Source organism: Lysinibacillus sp. Ag94 (assembly GCF_023242215.1).
Lineage (GTDB): Bacteria > Bacillota > Bacilli > Bacillales_A > Planococcaceae > Lysinibacillus.
This window is the reverse complement of sequence record NZ_CP096780.1, coordinates 683,397-699,529: the sequence shown is the minus strand read 5'-3', so window position 1 is coordinate 699,529 and position 16,133 is coordinate 683,397. Positions and strand designations below refer to the sequence as shown.

At 34.1% G+C, this 16,133-nt stretch carries 15 protein-coding genes and 1 pseudogene; 1 reads left to right on the top strand and 15 read right to left on the bottom strand.

What is annotated here, in order from left to right; genetic code table 11:
- Positions 1-21 precede the first annotated feature (21 nt).
- The 5 genes from isdE to MY533_RS03050 all read right to left on the bottom strand — a co-directional run bounded on the left by isdE (position 22) and on the right by MY533_RS03050 (position 5,701).
- Positions 22-945: a heme ABC transporter substrate-binding protein IsdE gene (isdE, locus tag MY533_RS03070; protein ID WP_248717987.1), complete on the bottom strand. Its 924-nt coding sequence runs from the start codon at positions 943-945 to the stop codon at positions 22-24.
- A gap of 15 nt (positions 946-960) precedes the next feature.
- Positions 961-2,232 carry an NEAT domain-containing protein gene (locus tag MY533_RS03065; protein WP_248717986.1) on the bottom strand — a complete coding sequence of 424 codons (1,272 nt, stop codon included), beginning with the start codon at positions 2,230-2,232 and terminating at the stop codon, positions 961-963.
- A gap of 80 nt (positions 2,233-2,312) precedes the next feature.
- A complete protein-coding gene (locus MY533_RS03060) occupies positions 2,313-3,785 on the bottom strand; it encodes an NEAT domain-containing protein (RefSeq protein WP_248717985.1) in 1,473 nt (490 codons plus the stop codon).
- Positions 3,785-4,384, bottom strand: a complete 600-nt coding sequence (isdC, locus tag MY533_RS03055) for a heme uptake protein IsdC (protein ID WP_248717984.1) — start codon at positions 4,382-4,384, stop codon at positions 3,785-3,787. Before isdC ends, MY533_RS03060 begins: the two co-directional genes overlap by 1 nt.
- A gap of 252 nt (positions 4,385-4,636) precedes the next feature.
- On the bottom strand, positions 4,637-5,701 hold the full coding sequence (locus MY533_RS03050) for an ATP-binding cassette domain-containing protein (RefSeq protein ID WP_248717983.1): 1,065 nt from the start codon (positions 5,699-5,701) through the stop codon (positions 4,637-4,639).
- 283 nt (positions 5,702-5,984) lie between these two features.
- On the opposite strand from MY533_RS03050, the gene MY533_RS03045 reads away from it, so the two are divergent.
- Positions 5,985-6,857, top strand: a complete 873-nt coding sequence (locus MY533_RS03045; protein ID WP_248717982.1) for a glycine betaine ABC transporter substrate-binding protein — start codon at positions 5,985-5,987, stop codon at positions 6,855-6,857.
- Positions 6,858-7,076: 219 nt separating this feature from the next.
- Here MY533_RS03045 and MY533_RS03040 read toward each other — a convergent pair whose 3' ends face one another.
- The 10 genes and pseudogenes from MY533_RS03040 to MY533_RS02990 form a co-directional block, all read right to left on the bottom strand.
- Positions 7,077-7,925, bottom strand: coding sequence for a CPBP family intramembrane glutamic endopeptidase (locus MY533_RS03040; RefSeq protein WP_248717981.1), 849 nt, complete (start codon positions 7,923-7,925; stop codon positions 7,077-7,079).
- A 1,214-nt stretch (positions 7,926-9,139) separates the two neighbouring features.
- Positions 9,140-9,571, bottom strand: a complete 432-nt coding sequence (locus tag MY533_RS03035) for a hypothetical protein (protein ID WP_248717980.1) — start codon at positions 9,569-9,571, stop codon at positions 9,140-9,142.
- 74 nt (positions 9,572-9,645) lie between these two features.
- Positions 9,646-10,329 carry an HAD family hydrolase gene (locus MY533_RS03030; protein ID WP_248717979.1) on the bottom strand — a complete coding sequence of 228 codons (684 nt, stop codon included), beginning with the start codon at positions 10,327-10,329 and terminating at the stop codon, positions 9,646-9,648.
- Positions 10,330-10,450: 121 nt separating this feature from the next.
- The gene (locus MY533_RS03025) at positions 10,451-10,918 is read right to left on the bottom strand and encodes a GNAT family N-acetyltransferase (RefSeq protein WP_248717978.1); all 468 of its coding nucleotides are present in this window, start codon (positions 10,916-10,918) and stop codon (positions 10,451-10,453) included.
- 742 nt (positions 10,919-11,660) lie between these two features.
- Positions 11,661-12,263 carry a nucleotidyltransferase domain-containing protein gene (locus MY533_RS03015; protein WP_248717977.1) on the bottom strand — a complete coding sequence of 201 codons (603 nt, stop codon included), beginning with the start codon at positions 12,261-12,263 and terminating at the stop codon, positions 11,661-11,663.
- 158 nt (positions 12,264-12,421) lie between these two features.
- On the bottom strand, positions 12,422-12,895 hold the full coding sequence (locus tag MY533_RS03010; RefSeq protein WP_248717976.1) for an 8-oxo-dGTP diphosphatase: 474 nt from the start codon (positions 12,893-12,895) through the stop codon (positions 12,422-12,424).
- Between the two features lie 135 nt (positions 12,896-13,030).
- A complete protein-coding gene (locus tag MY533_RS03005) occupies positions 13,031-13,492 on the bottom strand; it encodes a hypothetical protein (RefSeq protein WP_248717975.1) in 462 nt (153 codons plus the stop codon).
- 154 nt (positions 13,493-13,646) lie between these two features.
- Positions 13,647-14,216, bottom strand: coding sequence for a group-specific protein (locus tag MY533_RS03000; protein WP_248717974.1), 570 nt, complete (start codon positions 14,214-14,216; stop codon positions 13,647-13,649).
- Between the two features lie 187 nt (positions 14,217-14,403).
- Positions 14,404-14,919, bottom strand: coding sequence for a GrpB family protein (locus tag MY533_RS02995; RefSeq protein WP_248717973.1), 516 nt, complete (start codon positions 14,917-14,919; stop codon positions 14,404-14,406).
- 127 nt (positions 14,920-15,046) lie between these two features.
- Positions 15,047-15,985: pseudogene (locus MY533_RS02990) on the bottom strand (aminoglycoside phosphotransferase family protein).
- Positions 15,986-16,133: the final 148 nt, after the last annotated feature.

The following is a 16,133-nucleotide window of genomic DNA, read 5'->3' as shown; positions in this document are numbered from 1 at the left end:
AAAAGCAAGGCTTTGCTTGTTCTATTTACGATAAAAGATTTCCATTAGCTGTCCTAAAGCCTGTGGGACTTGTAAGGAAGCTGTCGTACCGAATAATTCTTCCTCCAAATCATAGACTTTGCCGTTTTTTACTGCGTTAAAATGCTTCCAAATATCATTCGTTTTAAATTCCTCGTCAAACATTTTTACAACTTCATCTGGCATACCGTGTGACAGTCGTAAAATAATATCAGGGTTACTATTATGCAAGTACTCGGTATTCGAAGATAAGTATTCAGCGTCCTGCCCTTCCATTACATTAATACCGCCTGCACGTTTCACAAGGTCTCCCGCATAGGAATTTTCAGTTGCAACTAAATAACTTCCTGGAATACCAAGTAAGATTAATACACGAGGCCCCTCTTTGTTCCTTGCAACTGTTTGTACAGCATCAATATTTTTTTGTAATCCATTCACTAGCTTCTCGGCTTGTTCTACGCGATTATAGCGTTCGCCAAGTGTTTTAATCTCGGAAAGCATGGCATCCACACTTTGAAAGTTTAAAAAATTAACCGGAATTTTTAACTGCTCGAATTTATCTTGTAAATCATACTCTAACGTTGAAACTGATAACACATCTGTTGGATTTAATGATTTAACAATCTCCATATCTGGCTCCATTGCGTTACCGATCGTAGGCAGTTTATGGAAACGTTTTGCTAATGTTTTTTCTGTTTCAGGCACTGCTATAGCGTCCAACTCAAGCTTATCTAGAATATCTGCAATAACAACCGTTCCTGCAATAATACGGTGTTCATTCGCATCAGTTGCTTCAGTTGATGGCTGTGCTTTTCCCGTTGGTGTCTCTGTCTTTTCTTGCTTACTTCCATCACTACAGCCGACGACTACCAAAAGTAATGACATCATCGCCATTATGAGCAACCAACATTTCCAATTCTTTTGCATAAAGTCATCTCCTACTTATTTCTGTTCATTCGCATCTTTTCTTGCATTTTTAAAACGACGAACGAGCGACCAGCCCGATAAAATACAAATTACTACTAGCAACACTATCTTCACAATATTCAGCTGAGCAAGCTGCTGATCGACTTTTGAATCCTTCGCAACTTTTTCAATAGTCTCCTCTTTAACATCAGCTTTCTCGGCATCGTCTTTATCTTCAATAGGTGCGTCAAGTGTACGATCAAATACTAACCGCTCTTCCTTAGGCACAGTTACAGTTGACTGGAATGATGGCAGTGGCCGTGATAACTGAGTCGGCTTTACAGGCTCCTGTTGTGTTTCCACTGGTGCCTTTTTGACTTTCTCTTTAACAATAACAGGTTGCTTTTCACTAGCTACTTGTGTAGAGGGTGCTATTACAGTGGGCTTGCTTAAAAACTGCGCTACCTGCTGTTGATCAAATTTTAGATTTACGAAATATTGATGATGATAAGACATCTCAGGTATATCAACTTTAACCCACATTCGTATTGGCTTTTCAAAATTATTAATTTCAAATTCAACAACTCTAGCATTGTTTACAAGTGAAATAAACTTCGGCTCTACCTGTTTTCCTTGTTGATCTACAGTTAAGCCTGTTATCCAATTAGATTTTAAAATTGTCATGTGAGCATAATATTTGCCGTTTTTTTCTTTTATTTCTGCAACAGGGTTTACATATGTATTCATAATGGATGGTTCGTTTTTTCCATCTACTAATAATACGTAATTCATTGACCATTCCTTATCATAGATATCTTGTGAAATAGAGTCGTCAATTTCGTTTTTTGGAATAACTTCCTCATCCTTTTGCACAATTGTTGAAAGGGTTGTTAACTGTAATTGAAGCTCCTTGGAAAAAGGGACATATTCCTCAGAGGATGAAAATGCTACCTCACCTTTAATGATAAGAGGCCGATGTAAATCCTTGACATCAAATTGAACTAAACTTTCAGTCTGAACGTTTGACGAAAGCTCATTTTCCTGCTGTTCGATATGTAAATCTCTTATACGCAATGGCTTCTTTATAGCCAAATTCAAGCTAAATTGACCGTTCTTTACATCAATCGTCGCCAATTCGCTAAAAATATTGTCTTTCCCTCCATCTAGAGATGAAAAACTTAGTTCAACTTGATAACTCCCATTTTCTAATACAGATTCTTCAGCTTTTGCCTGAAGCCATGGAGGGAAAAGCATCAGTAAAAAAGTACTCAAAACGAATACTTGAACTATTTTTCTATTGCTAATCACTTGTAAATTCCTCCAAATTCTTTAAGAGCACAGTAACTTCCTTCCTCAAATATGTGAGAAAGGAAGTGGCTGTAACCGTACTATTTATTCATGTATTGTAATGAGCCATTTAAAATTTTTGCCATTTGTGTGCGTTTTAATGGACTGCTTGCATTAATAACAGTTTTGCCATTCGCATTTACAGATCCAGTCATGATTTTACCTGCATATAGGAACGCAAAGGCTTTTTTTGCTTCTTCACTTGTAACAGTTGCACCATCAGCATAATAAGATAAGCTTGGATCACCGTAGTTCATTTCTTTTCCTGCAACATGTGCTACTGCACGGTAAATCATCACTGCTGCTTGTTGTCGAGTAAGTGTACCATTTGGATTAAAGTTCTCTGCCTTTACGACTATTCCAGCTTCAGCTAAGGCATTGATTGCTTGTACACGTTCTGTATCAAGTTTCGCTGTATCTTTAAAGCCAGCATTTGTTGTAGAAGATAAGTTTAAGGAACGTGCAATCATTAACGCAAATTGAGAGCGTGTAATATTGTCATATGGTTTAAAATTATCTTGCCCCTTAACAATTCCCTTACTGTATAATGCTAAGATTGCCTCTTTATTACCGTCATTACTAATATCTTTAAACGGATTCACTACTGGTTTCACTGCGCCTTCGACAGCAAAGCTAAATTGTACTTGATGGTTTGAATCATAGTTCACGCCTTTTTCTGGCTCATTCACAACAATATGTAGCTGAGCATTTACAAGTTTCTTTAAGTCTGCCACTTCAAATGAGTACTTACTAGTATTTGTTGTATCGTCTTGACTTACTAAAGTTGCTTCTTTTCCCTCCACTTTGAATCCTTTAACATATTGACCTTGAGGGAATGTCATAGTAACTACGCTTTTACCATCTACTACTGATACGCCTACTTTTGGTTGAATATATTGCTTCATAATAGATTCTTCAGAAGTACCGTTTTTGTAAACAGTGACAGCCACTTCATTTACTTTAACGTCTTCTTTAATCTCTTCAGATTTACCATTTTCTTCCGCAGTAGTTACTTTCTTATTTTCTACTGCTTTTAAATCAAAATCATACCACTTGTCCATATTAGCTGAAGCTACGACAACGTGAATTTTCGCTTGTAATACTTCACCAGCTACAGCTGGGAAACTGTATGTAATTGTGCCATCTGCATTTTTAACTTCAGTAGCATCTACTAACTTATCACCTTGCTTTGTTTGTAAACCTGCGATCATTGGAGCAGATTTTGCTGCTACCGTTAATTTTGCCTCAAATTTTCCATCCTTCTCAACGATTGTGCCTGTTGTAACAAGATGAGCGCTAATTGCAGGTTGGGGTTCTGTTGTACCAGGCTTAAAGATGTGGAAATCTACTACAGTATCAACATTTTCTGATTTAATTGCCCCTACTTTTACTTCAGCATTTGTAGTCGTTACTTCAGCTACCTGTGCAGATGCAAATGATGGTGCTGAAAGCGATGCTGCTAGCAATGAAGCTAGTACTATTTTTGTTGCGCGTGATTGTTGTTTTTTAGCCATTATTGACCCTCCGTTTTTGTTTGTACTTTTTTTCTATAAAGTAAAAATGCTGATCCAACTAATGCCACAATTAATAAATACGGTGTAACATCACTTGTTTGTGGATTCGGCACATGACTTTCAGAAGAATTTGTTGGTGCATTAGTAGTTTTCGAATCAGATGCTGTTGTAGTGCTTCCTCCAGATGCTGCATCAAATACTAATGAAACGCTGTATTCGTGGTGATAATTAATATCGTCAATATCAATTTTCATAGAAGTTACAACAGGTTTCGTTAAATCTTTAACTGTAAATTGTACAGTACGAGTATCTGCTGCTTTATCTTCGTTTACTACAGTTGCTCCACCAGGTGGTTGGAACTTTGTGATCCATGCACTATTTTTTAATGTAATTTGAACAGTAGCTGTCCCATTTTTCAATGTGACCTTTGCTGGTTTTAAAAAATAATCATTGGCAATGGATACAGAGTTGCTCTCAGGTTTATTGACCTGATATTTTATCGAATGTGTGCCGTCAGCTAGTTGAGCAGATGCTTGTGGTAACGCAAAGTTACAAACAAAGAAAGTTGCAAGCATGACGAACATCATTAATTTCTTCATGTGTTATACGCCTCCTCTGAAAAATAATTGAAAGTAATTTACTTGAAAACGAAAATCATTCTCATTTATACCCTCATTACCAAGAATAATCGTTTATGTCAGTGTATGTCAATAACGAAACCAAATTCGTCCTCAATATGTCAAATTACCTTCAAAAAAAGAAATATCACGTAAATAACATGTGATATTTCCTATATTTTTAATTAAAATGCCCTTTTCTATTTATTCATCCCAACTAGACATCTAGTATATTTAAGAAACTATTTCAATAATCGCTATAAGAATAAGTAGCCACCCTGAAATAGCGGTTGAATGTTTTCCAATAAAAGTCTTTGTCAGTAAGACTCCAAAATGAACACCAGCACCTACTGTGATGAACGAAAAGACACCGATAGAAATAACTGTCCAAATCGCAGAAATACCATTGGCCCCAAGTGCTATTCCTCCTGCTAAACAGTTGGCTGATAAGACAAAGCCGAGCGTCATTGCTTCTCGAATTGAAATTATATAATTTTTATCCTCATCAAATACTTCAGGATTTCCCAATATTCCTTGTTTAGAAAAGCGACTAGATAATAAAGTCCATATCCCAATCGCACAAAGTAAAAGACTCCCTATTAAATTTGCGAAATCCGGAGAGATAAAATTAATAACTACGCTTCCAGCTGTTACTGCAGCGTATGTGACGATCATTGAAATTAGAGCAATTACCGCATTGGATAATATGGGTATTTTCACTCGCTTAATACCATAGGCGAGACCAATTCCTAAATTATCTAAGTTGGCAGCTATCCCAATAAGAATGATGGCTATCCAATGCATTCTTTTCCTCCTCAATAACGTAAAATCCATTCTCACATAGGATATGAAGGAATAAAATTTTTGTTCATCGATGTTTTGAACGGAGTGCTTATTTACGGTTTCAACGGATGACTTTGCTACATGCTGTATTGCTTGTAAAGTTTTCGAAATACGTTTGGCTATTTCATTCGACTGATTAGATGACTCTATTACGACATTGGCATTTTCAATTGCTTTTTGTATTTCTAACATAGGAGATTCGATCAAGGATCCCGTACGTTGTAAAATGGATGACCGACGTTTGTTTAAACTTTCCCCAAATATATGGATTGTCGCTTCAGAAGGCTTAATGAGTCCGAGTAGCATTTTTAGCGTTGTTGTTTTTCCAGCACCTTTCGGGCCCAAAAACCCATAAATTTCTCCTTCCTGAACATAAAGATCTACTTTATTTACTGAATGAATAGATCCATACTTTTTGGTAAGATTTTGTGTTTGCACAATAGCCGATGTATTCATGGAAAAAATCATCTCCGTTCAAGTCTTTTAATTTCTGTTCAACTAAAACATTCATGAATTTACCTTTCTCAAATCTAAAGTGAGTCTTACGACAGCCTTAAATTAAAGATTCAACGGCTCTTAAACATGAACTTTTTTCTTGCCCTATCTCGAATCTCCATTTAAGATTTCCATTTTACAAAATAAGCCAATTTGACAAAAGTAACAACCTTCTGATAACTTTAAGTTGTTACTTGTTAATATTTAAATATATCTCATCCTATAATAAAGAGAGGGAGATTTTATGAGAGTCGGTAAATTTTTGAAGATAGGATTGGCTTTAACATTAATGTTCGTATTAAGTGCTTGTAGCTCAGATGGTGAAGGCACGAAAAATAAAGAAAAAAATGAAGTGAACTTAGCCTATGTTGAGTGGGATACTGAAATTGCCTCTACGAACGTAGTAGGACAAGTTCTAGAGGATTTAGGATATGATGTAACACTAACACCACTAGATAACGGAATTATGTGGGAAGCTCTTGCAAAAGGAGAGGTTGACGGTATGGTGTCAGCTTGGTTACCACAAACACATGCCCCACAAGTTGAGAAGTACAAAGATAAAATAGTAGATTTAGGAGAAAACCTTTCAGGTGCAAAAATTGGCTTAGTTGTTCCTAGTTATATGGATGTAAATTCTATCGAGGATTTAACAGATGAAGCTGGTAAAACGATTACTGGCATTGATCCAGGAGCAAATATGACAGCAACTACAGAAAATGCTTATAAAGAATATAGTAATCTTGAAGGCTGGAATGTAGTTACCTCATCTGGAGGCGCAATGACAGCAGCTCTTACTCAAGCCATTGCGAAAAAAGAAGAAATCATCGTTACAGGTTGGTCTCCACATTGGAAATTTAATGCATTTGATTTAAAATATTTAGACGATCCTAAAGGTATATACGGAGCCGAAGAATATATTGGGACATTTGCACGTAAAGGATTGAAAGAAGATAGTCCGGAAGTGTATAGTGTTCTTAAAAACTTCCACTGGACTCCGGAAGATATTGAAAGTGTTATGTTTGATATTATGAAAGGCGCTGATCCTAAAGAGGCCGCAAAAAAATGGATTAAAGACAATGAAGATAAAGTTTCAGAGTGGACAAAAGATGCAAAATAAGCAAACGATGAGTTTCCTATATTCGTCTAGCATTTCATATTAGGAATAGAATTAAAGACAACAAAATATCTTCTGCGCTTTAGTTAGACGTTCAGCCAAAAAACATAGTTTCTGCAACTAAAAAGTCGATTCCCAGTACAATATGGAATCGACTTTTTTATTTTATGCTGCGATTGTTAAACATTTGCATCAACTAATCTATGAAGCGTTTGGTTCAAATTATGTACTTTTCCATATAAAACGCTTCGCACCTAGTATAACGAGTGATACAATGATGCCCCCAATAATCATCATACAAATAGAGATTAAGAGGCCGATTCCAGGCACTGATTCGTGGTAGGTTATGATTGGTGGTACGCCATATTGATGTGGAGAGATAGCAAACCTCATAATTTCTAGATATGTGAGGTGAAAGCCAATCGAGGTCCAAAGGCTTCCGGTCCACAAACGGAGCAATTGCAAACAAATTCCAAAGCAAAAAATTAATATGATATAAAAGATGTTAATGGATACTCCTTGTGTAAATCCAACGAGCGCTTGAATCAGGGCAACCGCTACAGTGACAGATACAAATAGTAAGGTTTGTAATAATACTGATAGCCAAGCGGCAAATCTATGACGTAAAACATCATATAGCATACCCCGCAATCCAAATTCCTCTGGCAAAGCCTCATAAAAAATAGCAAATAAAATATTAATTAGTAGCGCACCAAACCACTGATTGGGTGTATGCCAGTCTTCAATGACTATCCACCCTTGAAGACTGGCTATAATGAATCCCAATGAAGCCAGTGCACTTGCCAAGAGAACCCCAGTAATAAAGTGATTTAGCCTTTTCCAAGAATATACCGGCACCTTAGGTTTAACTCCTATCATCCGATAAACATGCTTATATAAATACAAAATAATAGGCACTACTAGCCCGCTCATCACAAGACCTTGGATAAAATATTGAGAATATCTTGATGAGTCGAACAACTGTGCAGAAACTTCACCGGAAAGAGAAGCTAAGAACAAACTAGCAACTAATGTTGACCATCCAGCTAGCATAAGACGTTTCCATTTCATATATCATTTTCCTCCCATGTGCATTTTCATAAACCAATTTAAATATTGTACATATACTTTATATACAATATATACAAAGAGCGAATGTTTTGCAAGCCCAATTATTATAGAAATTGAAATTTGCTGCCTGCTTCCCTCAGATTCAGGTTACCACGGACACTCTTGCACTTAGTCGGCCACTACTTCTGTTTTAGTTGTTTGGACTTGCCCCATTTATTGCGTCCATTATGGGCGCACAAAAAAATCCATTTACGGATCAGTAAATGGATTTTTTCTAATGAAGCAAATTCATTAATGATATTACTTTTGAAGACTTATCTAGATAAAAAAGTAGTTAGTTTGATTACGATACCTCTCAAAGCGTTTCTTACAATAATCGGCATTAAAGCAGCTACGTTTTTCAGATTTTAAAAAAATTAAAATAACATTAGCTAAAACCTTTGAGCCTACTGCTCCCTTTTAAGTATCTTAAATCTTCAATTGATAACCAATCTATTTCTTTTAAATCTGTTAGATTTCGAGCCGCTCAAGTACATAAAAAAACGACTTACCTATCATAGGTGAGTCGTCTGAAATTTTCACGTTCCTGAAATATAAGGGGGGTTTCAGGTTCGTAATCATGAACTAGCAAACCTCTGGAGAAAAGTAGCTAAAGTTCATCCTCTCTACACTGTATTGTAGCCGAGGAATATTCTTTATACGATAATGATAATCATTATCAATTAAAATGTCAACAGTAATCCAATAGATATTTATTTTTATTCAGTTGCATTCTCCCACTTCAAGAAGTATTCGATGACTAAAATGGTGTCAATTGTTCTAAGTATGAAATTTTTATAAAAAAGATTCACCAATTAAAAGAACCATATTCAACTAAACCAACACTGGCCTACTCCCCGTTCGGCATAATCTCTCCTATAAATCCTATAAACTTGTCTAACTCTTCACAATTATGCTTAATTAGGAATTTTCCACACATAGCTTTCCTTTTACGCAATGGAATCCCGTATGTTTAAGTAAATAATTTCACATATAATTTTAGAAATGCTATCATCGCCTTAATAAAAAACGAATATCAAACAGTATTTCTTACTGTCTGATATTCGTTACTTAGCTTGTTATTGTTTGAAAACTATTTTAGTTTTAAAAAACTACAAATCCCTTCTGTATCACACCAAATCCAAAGCATATGGTATTCCCTGACTTTATATATTTTATTTGGTCTGAGTTAATAGCGGAAGTATCTCTTTAATAAAAGAACCGTTTTTAAACTCCTTAATACTTATACCAAACCCATCGTCAGACTCATAACCTCTTATATGGTATTTAATTTTTATTGGTGTGTTTTTTTGTAATACAATCGCTGAGAAATCCCACGGATATAACTTTAATGTTTTTCTAATATCAATAGTTGTAGCTGGACTATGTAATATTGATATTTTATTTTCCTGTTCTTTATATACGACGGCATTATCCAAGATTTTAAAACGATAGTTATTAATAAATAAAGCAGCCACATCTTCTTCTGAATATAGTTCTAAAAAAACAAGTTTATTTCCTTTATCTTTACAAAATTTATTGAGAATCTTAGCCTCATTTTCAAAGTTTTTGATATAGATGTATGATGAATCATATATTATGTCCAAATAAAACACTCACTTTTTTCTCTGTTTATTTAACAAAAATATTACCATAATCTTAAGTAACTATCCTGCTTCGTTCAATAAGATTCAACATTTTGTTTGCTGGCATTATCTATAATCAAAGGTAGTTCGACTAAATCATTAATTATAAAATCAGCTTCAACTGTACTCCATTGAAAATCTTTTTTCCAAATCCCTATCATCCCGACATTTTGAGCAGCTTTCACATCATTTACAGGATGGTCCCCAACAAATATGCTTTGATTGGGTGAAACATTAAGCTGTTCCAATGCTCTTTTAAATATTTGTGGGTCAGGTTTTTTTATTCCTTCCCATTCTGATATTAAAATAATGTCAAAATACTTCTCAATACCTAGCGCCTCTATATTGTCAATCTGAAACTGCCCTTTTCCATTTGTAATGATGCCTAACCTAAAGTTCCTTTTTTTTAATTCTTCTAACATATCTATCAGATTAGGAAAAGGAACGCAATTATTTTTAAACTCACAAATATAATCTTGAAGTAGTTCTTCCCACGTTATATCAGTAATCTCAAATTCATCGACTAATTGTTGGTACACCTTATCTTTCCATACATACCCACGATTGTCTAATTCGGTAAATCTCGTTACATATTTCTCTCTTGGAATATGACCTACTAATTTATTTAACCTGTCATATTGAGTATTTATGAACATTTCAACTGATTCATCCCTATTCAGCAATGTTCCATCTAAATCGAATATAGCTGCTTTAATCATTTCCACCCTCCCAATTTTAATGATTCTTTTTCGTTAATCTAATTTCCTTCTTCCATTAACCTGCCCCGTTGAATAAAAAAGATGGGCTCTCTGTGGAATCCCATCTTTAAGTAAAGCCCTGTTAGTTCAACAACTTCTTTAAATCAATTCTTGTGTAGGTTTTATTATAGGTCGTACCATTAGCATTATAAAATATGGCTTTTTTTATATATGGGTCAGAGATAGGTTCGTAACCGTATTTGCTAATTAACTTTATCATTTTGGGATTTTCTATTGGGTCAACACTAACAAATATCTCAGAATAACCTAAACTTTTTGCAATATTTTCTCTATACCTAATTAAATCTGAACCTATACCATTCCCCCGGTAATCCTCCTTTACATATAGGTCACTTAATTTAGGAAGCAATGCGCCTTTTAATTTAAGAACTCCAAAACCAACTATAAGTGAGTCTTGTTCAGCGATTGCTAAATATAATTCCCTTTTTGCACATTTCTTTAAATAATTGGAAAATAAATCTTTATTATTTCTAATATCACATAAACCCGATAAGTCGTTTTCATTCGCTAATCTAATTATGTAATTCATTGTTATTTCCACTTCCCTATTCTTCAATAAATCACTATTGTAAATATTCAATCCCTTATTCAACAATCCTGTTTCGTTGTAAAAAAGCGTTTCATTTTATAATAGAGACTCACCGTGTGTAGTATCTAAAAATTTATTATTTCACCCGAGTATTCTCTTAAATGTTCAATGGCTATTGACATTGCACCTTCCTCTGTTTGAGCCAAAGTCAATTCTTTTTTATTGGACTCCAATACTCATATCCGTACTCTTCTTTCCACATAAATACTTCTGTGCTATAGAGACCATCCTTACGATTAATAATTTGAACTTTATATTGATTACTTGGAGACAAAATTTCCTTTAGCAATTGTTTCATCATTTCTCCCATCTATACAATTAATAACTTTCCATCAGCAACTATTTATGTGTAGCTCTTTTTCTATAATTAGTGATTTGTTCCCTAATGAGTATGGTTCAATGAAAATGTCAAAATAACAATGTACATTTTTGCTCATATAATCATGTACACTTTCGCTGATTAACTACGTTTTTATACAAATTCGTGAATATTTACAACTTGACACGGAGCCTCTACTCGCATGATTTGTAGCCTAGAAACCAGCTATATCAATGGTAGCTTCCGATCGAGGCTATCATGCTCACCACTCCATAGTTGTAATATACAAAGGGAATCAAAAATGTACTTGGTTATACAAGCATTTTTGTACATATTTATTTCAGCGTTTATAATATTTCACACTTATATATAATCAAGCCACGAATGACCAGTTGGAAATTGTCTTTTCAAAGACGTTTTTAACCAATCCCTTTGTTCAGGCAGTAAATATGGCAGCATAGTTTGTAAATCTTTAAAATCTTTTTCTCTAATCTTTGAGCTACCACCTTTATAAAGGAGTTGAATCTCGGGTCTCAGGTAAGGTATCTCATCATCTGTTCTTAAAAATATTTCCTCTAATCTTCTTCGAATAGATTTTTCTCTCCTGTATATCCAGGATTGTTGCTCTGTCTCTACTAACATAATTTGAAAAGCCCATGGAGAACTACTGCTTTTAGTAGCCCAGATATCATTTGTCGTTTTTAAAAACTCGCCTTCTTGCCAAGGAACAAGTTGCCCATTCTCTGCTTTGTATAACACCCAATCACCTGACAAATAATTATAGGCAGTCAATTGTTCCTCCCGAAGAATTATTACATCTATATCATCATGTACCCTTGACTGTTTGCCTAAATGTAAATCTAAAGCCCATCCCCCTGCAATACCCCATTTAATTGGAATAATAGAAAAGAGCTTATAAATTTCTGTTATGGTGATCGATTCCCAATTATCTATATCTGTCCTCAAATAAATGTCCTCCTATAGCGTTGAAATAAAAGTTGATTAAAAATATACTGTAGACGTTGATTTTCGTTATCGATTATGCATTTTTCAGTTTATATGGACTGACCTCGACGTTATTGAAAAGCGATTGCACCAATTGCCCGTTAATCTAATAAGAAGTTTTATGTGTTACGTATTGTAACTTTCCCTTCTTTATTTTCTTCTTGGTTCCATTCAACTTGAATCTCAAATGTTCCATCTTTAAAAAATAAAGGAAATCTTCTACGTATCGATGTCTGCATAGGAAGTTTATAAGCGCTTTCTATATCTACCCAAACAGCTTTCCCCTCTGGAGCATCTTCCAAGAGTTCACCCTCGAAATCCTTTGTTATGTAATTAAATATCATATATCTATCTTTAGCGACTGGATTAACATATTCATAAAGCCCTTTATAAGTAAGGTTTCTAACTTCTAACCCAGTTTCTTCTTTTACTTCTCTAATAGCACTCTCTACAATACTTTCAGGAAACTCAACTTTACCACCCGGTGGGATAAATCCTTTAAAATTGTCGTGCTGTCTATCCAGAAGTAACACCTTCTCTTCACTTTGAATCATACAAACAGTCCATATTTTATAATTAATAGAATCGCTCATAATTCCCTCCATATTTTCACATAAACATCGTCATATATATCCTTCTTATTCGACTAAACTGGGTCATAGTTTTTAAAGACTCTACCCCTTATTGAAATAAAGCACTCTATTTGTTGAAGAAGCTGATTGTACTTATCATTCGTTATGAAAAGAATCCCATATCATTTCCATTCGTTTATATCGAAGTTTAAAATAGCCCCAAGTATCTTCTCCAAAATTCCAAGGAAAGCCCTCAAAAGTCTGTTCGAAAAATGATTTATTTTTTTCTTTTACATCTTCAGTAACAATAGTAAAGTCGTTAATTAACTTTAAAAGTGGAATTTCAACATACTGACAATCTTTTTCGTAGTCTCTAAATTGTTTTGGGACTTGTGAACAATCATAATATCCAGAATCTAATACCTTGAAGTCATAAAAAACTAATATTGCTTCATTCGTTTCCCATTCAGTGTCAAACGGGTTAAGAGGGTGTTCTTTTGTAATTAAAAGACCCTCAAAAGTTAAGTAAAGATTATTGTTTTCAACTTTGACTTCTTCTATATAAACGGACTGCCAGGCGATATTCCTAAAACAATTTGGTGATATATATTTTGACATATCTTCAGTCCTTTTTATCTTTTATAATACCATCTTGTTCAACTAACCTCGTTCAATAAAGAAAAAAAGAGCTGCGTATGCAACTCCATGATCTTCCAGAAAAGTATCCGTTCAAACAAGGTAGCTAATTTAGCTAACCACTCAATTAAATCAATTATATTTGAACTGGAGCAGCACTCCAATTAATCATATTTACACCTTTAATATTAATGTTTCCTAAACTTAAAATATGAGGAATATGCGCAAACATCCCAAAGTTTACTCCCTTTTTATGTTGTTCTGTGAAGTAGGCTAAAGCGTCTGATGGTAAAGCTGAACATTCTGGATATGAAATGATATCAATGACTTGAATTTCTTCATCAGGTATATCCGAAGCAGGACCTCTATAATTCTCTTTATTATAGAAATACACACCATTTTTATTTTTCATCAATCTTTCCGTTGGTATCTCATAAAACATCAAATCTTTTTTTATACTTAATCCAAGAGAATATAATGCTTCGTAAACATAGTAAGGGTGAAGTGGTAATAAAAAAATCACATCATTCCATAAACAATTTAATTTAGGGATTCTTTTCAAGAATAAGCTTGGTCTTTCTGGATGGTCAGAATACTTTTTTGAGTAAGTTTTATATAGTTCGGAATCTATCAATTTTATCTCGTTAAGGGAAATAAGAACCTCACCCGTCATTTTTTTAGGTATCATATGATAAACGTAATCCATCAAATTTCCTCCACATCAAAATTTAACTTTTTAAAAGATCGTTTTTTCAATCTCCTTTTATTCGCTTTCTATCGCTCATATTAGCTAGTTTTACTCACCCACATCTAACCTCACAATTTGGTGACGTACACATTTCTATGTATCGCAGTTATAGACCCGTATATTGAGAAGTTTGTCAGCAATCTTTCTACTGTTCCTTCATAGCTATTTCTATAATAGTTTTGATAAACGGTTCTTTCTTCTTTGTATATATTGATCTATCGTACTTATATTTTGAAGCAAGTTCTTTTTTTAATGAAGCATACTCTTTAGCTACATCGGGGTGTAACCTAAGATAATCTCGAAACAATAATTTTTCAATCCACTCTCTGCTGTTAATTTCACAGATATGCAGATGACAAGTACCCTGTCCCCATAATCCCTTCCTAAAAAATCTTCTATCTTTAAACTCAGGTTTATGAACATATTCATATTCAATTTCACTAAGAGGAATAACAAAGTTGGATACTTCATCTAAATCTTGCACGCCCAAAATAATATCAATTATTGGTTTCGCTTCCAATCCCTTTATAGAAGTACTTCCAATATGTTCAATTCCCAAAACTTTATCATCTATAACATCAACAATTGTTTTTTTCTCATATTCAAATTCTTTTTCCCAATTAAGATTATAATCACTAAGATTAACAATTGGCCCCCTCATTTCGTTCCCCCCTTTTACATATACCCCCAAATTTAATTCTATAAAGCTATCCGAAAACCTTCTTCAGTAAAACTAAACTAACTTTAATAAATATTAGTTAAAAATACACAATAGCAAACATCACCGTTTATAAACCAGTAACATTATCAATAGGTATGGACTTATACCATAATGGTTGATCCAAATTAAAATAGTCATGATCTGCTAAAATGAGATGGATTCTTTGCAATGCATCATCAAAAGATTGTTCATCATATCTTTTCGTCCACACAATTGTAGAGATGATATTCATCGCTGCATAAAGGGCATATATTCGCCAAAATGTATCGTCTAGAGATTCTGTAAAATAACCATTTATTTGTCCAATACAAAATGGGATACTATGTCTTCTGCTAAATAAAGAAAGATTATAAAAATCATGATAGGGGTCACCAAAATCATAGCCATTAAAATCATTTACGCCATTGAATGTGTTATTTAAAACGATGATATGGCCCAGATGAAAATCATCATGGAGTAAGGTTATAGTCGATCTTTTAGAATGTGGAAATTGTTTTCAATAAAGTTTAGTATTTTATGCTCTTTTGGCAGTTGATAGCTACCTTTTTTATATTTATTTAAGTAAAAGCTGAATTTCTTTCTTTGGGGCTTCTTCCCAAAGTATCGTTTGCGGCGCATGGGCCTGTAGTTGATGAATTTTTCTTAATTCTTTCCCGGCAGCAAGACCTATATTAAATTGCTCCACACCAGAAAGATTCGAAATGAATTCATCAGCAGGGTATCCTTCAATATAGCTTAATACCATGACAGAAAGATTAGCCTCAATCAATAAAGTACATTCTATAGCTTTATATGTTTGTACACCGTTTTTTTCTAATGCTTGAAGCAATGAAAATTCGATAGTTCGTTTTTTGTGATATTGTATGTCAGATAATCGTATAAAGTATTGATTTTGGCCAACGGTAACTATGTATTTTTTTTCTGGTGAGTATCCTTTCTCGATTTTTTTTATAGATGAATACCCTTTAAGGCTCGATATGTGGTCTATTACACTTTCAATTAACACAGTCAATCCACCTTTCTTGCAACGAATAAGAATGAACATGATACTATACGGTCGAGTAACTGTCAATATTATGTTATTTTAGCTTTATAATCCTTTTTTTAAAATTTACCCCTTGAAAAGCGTCAGCGTATATTAAGATCATCGTTAT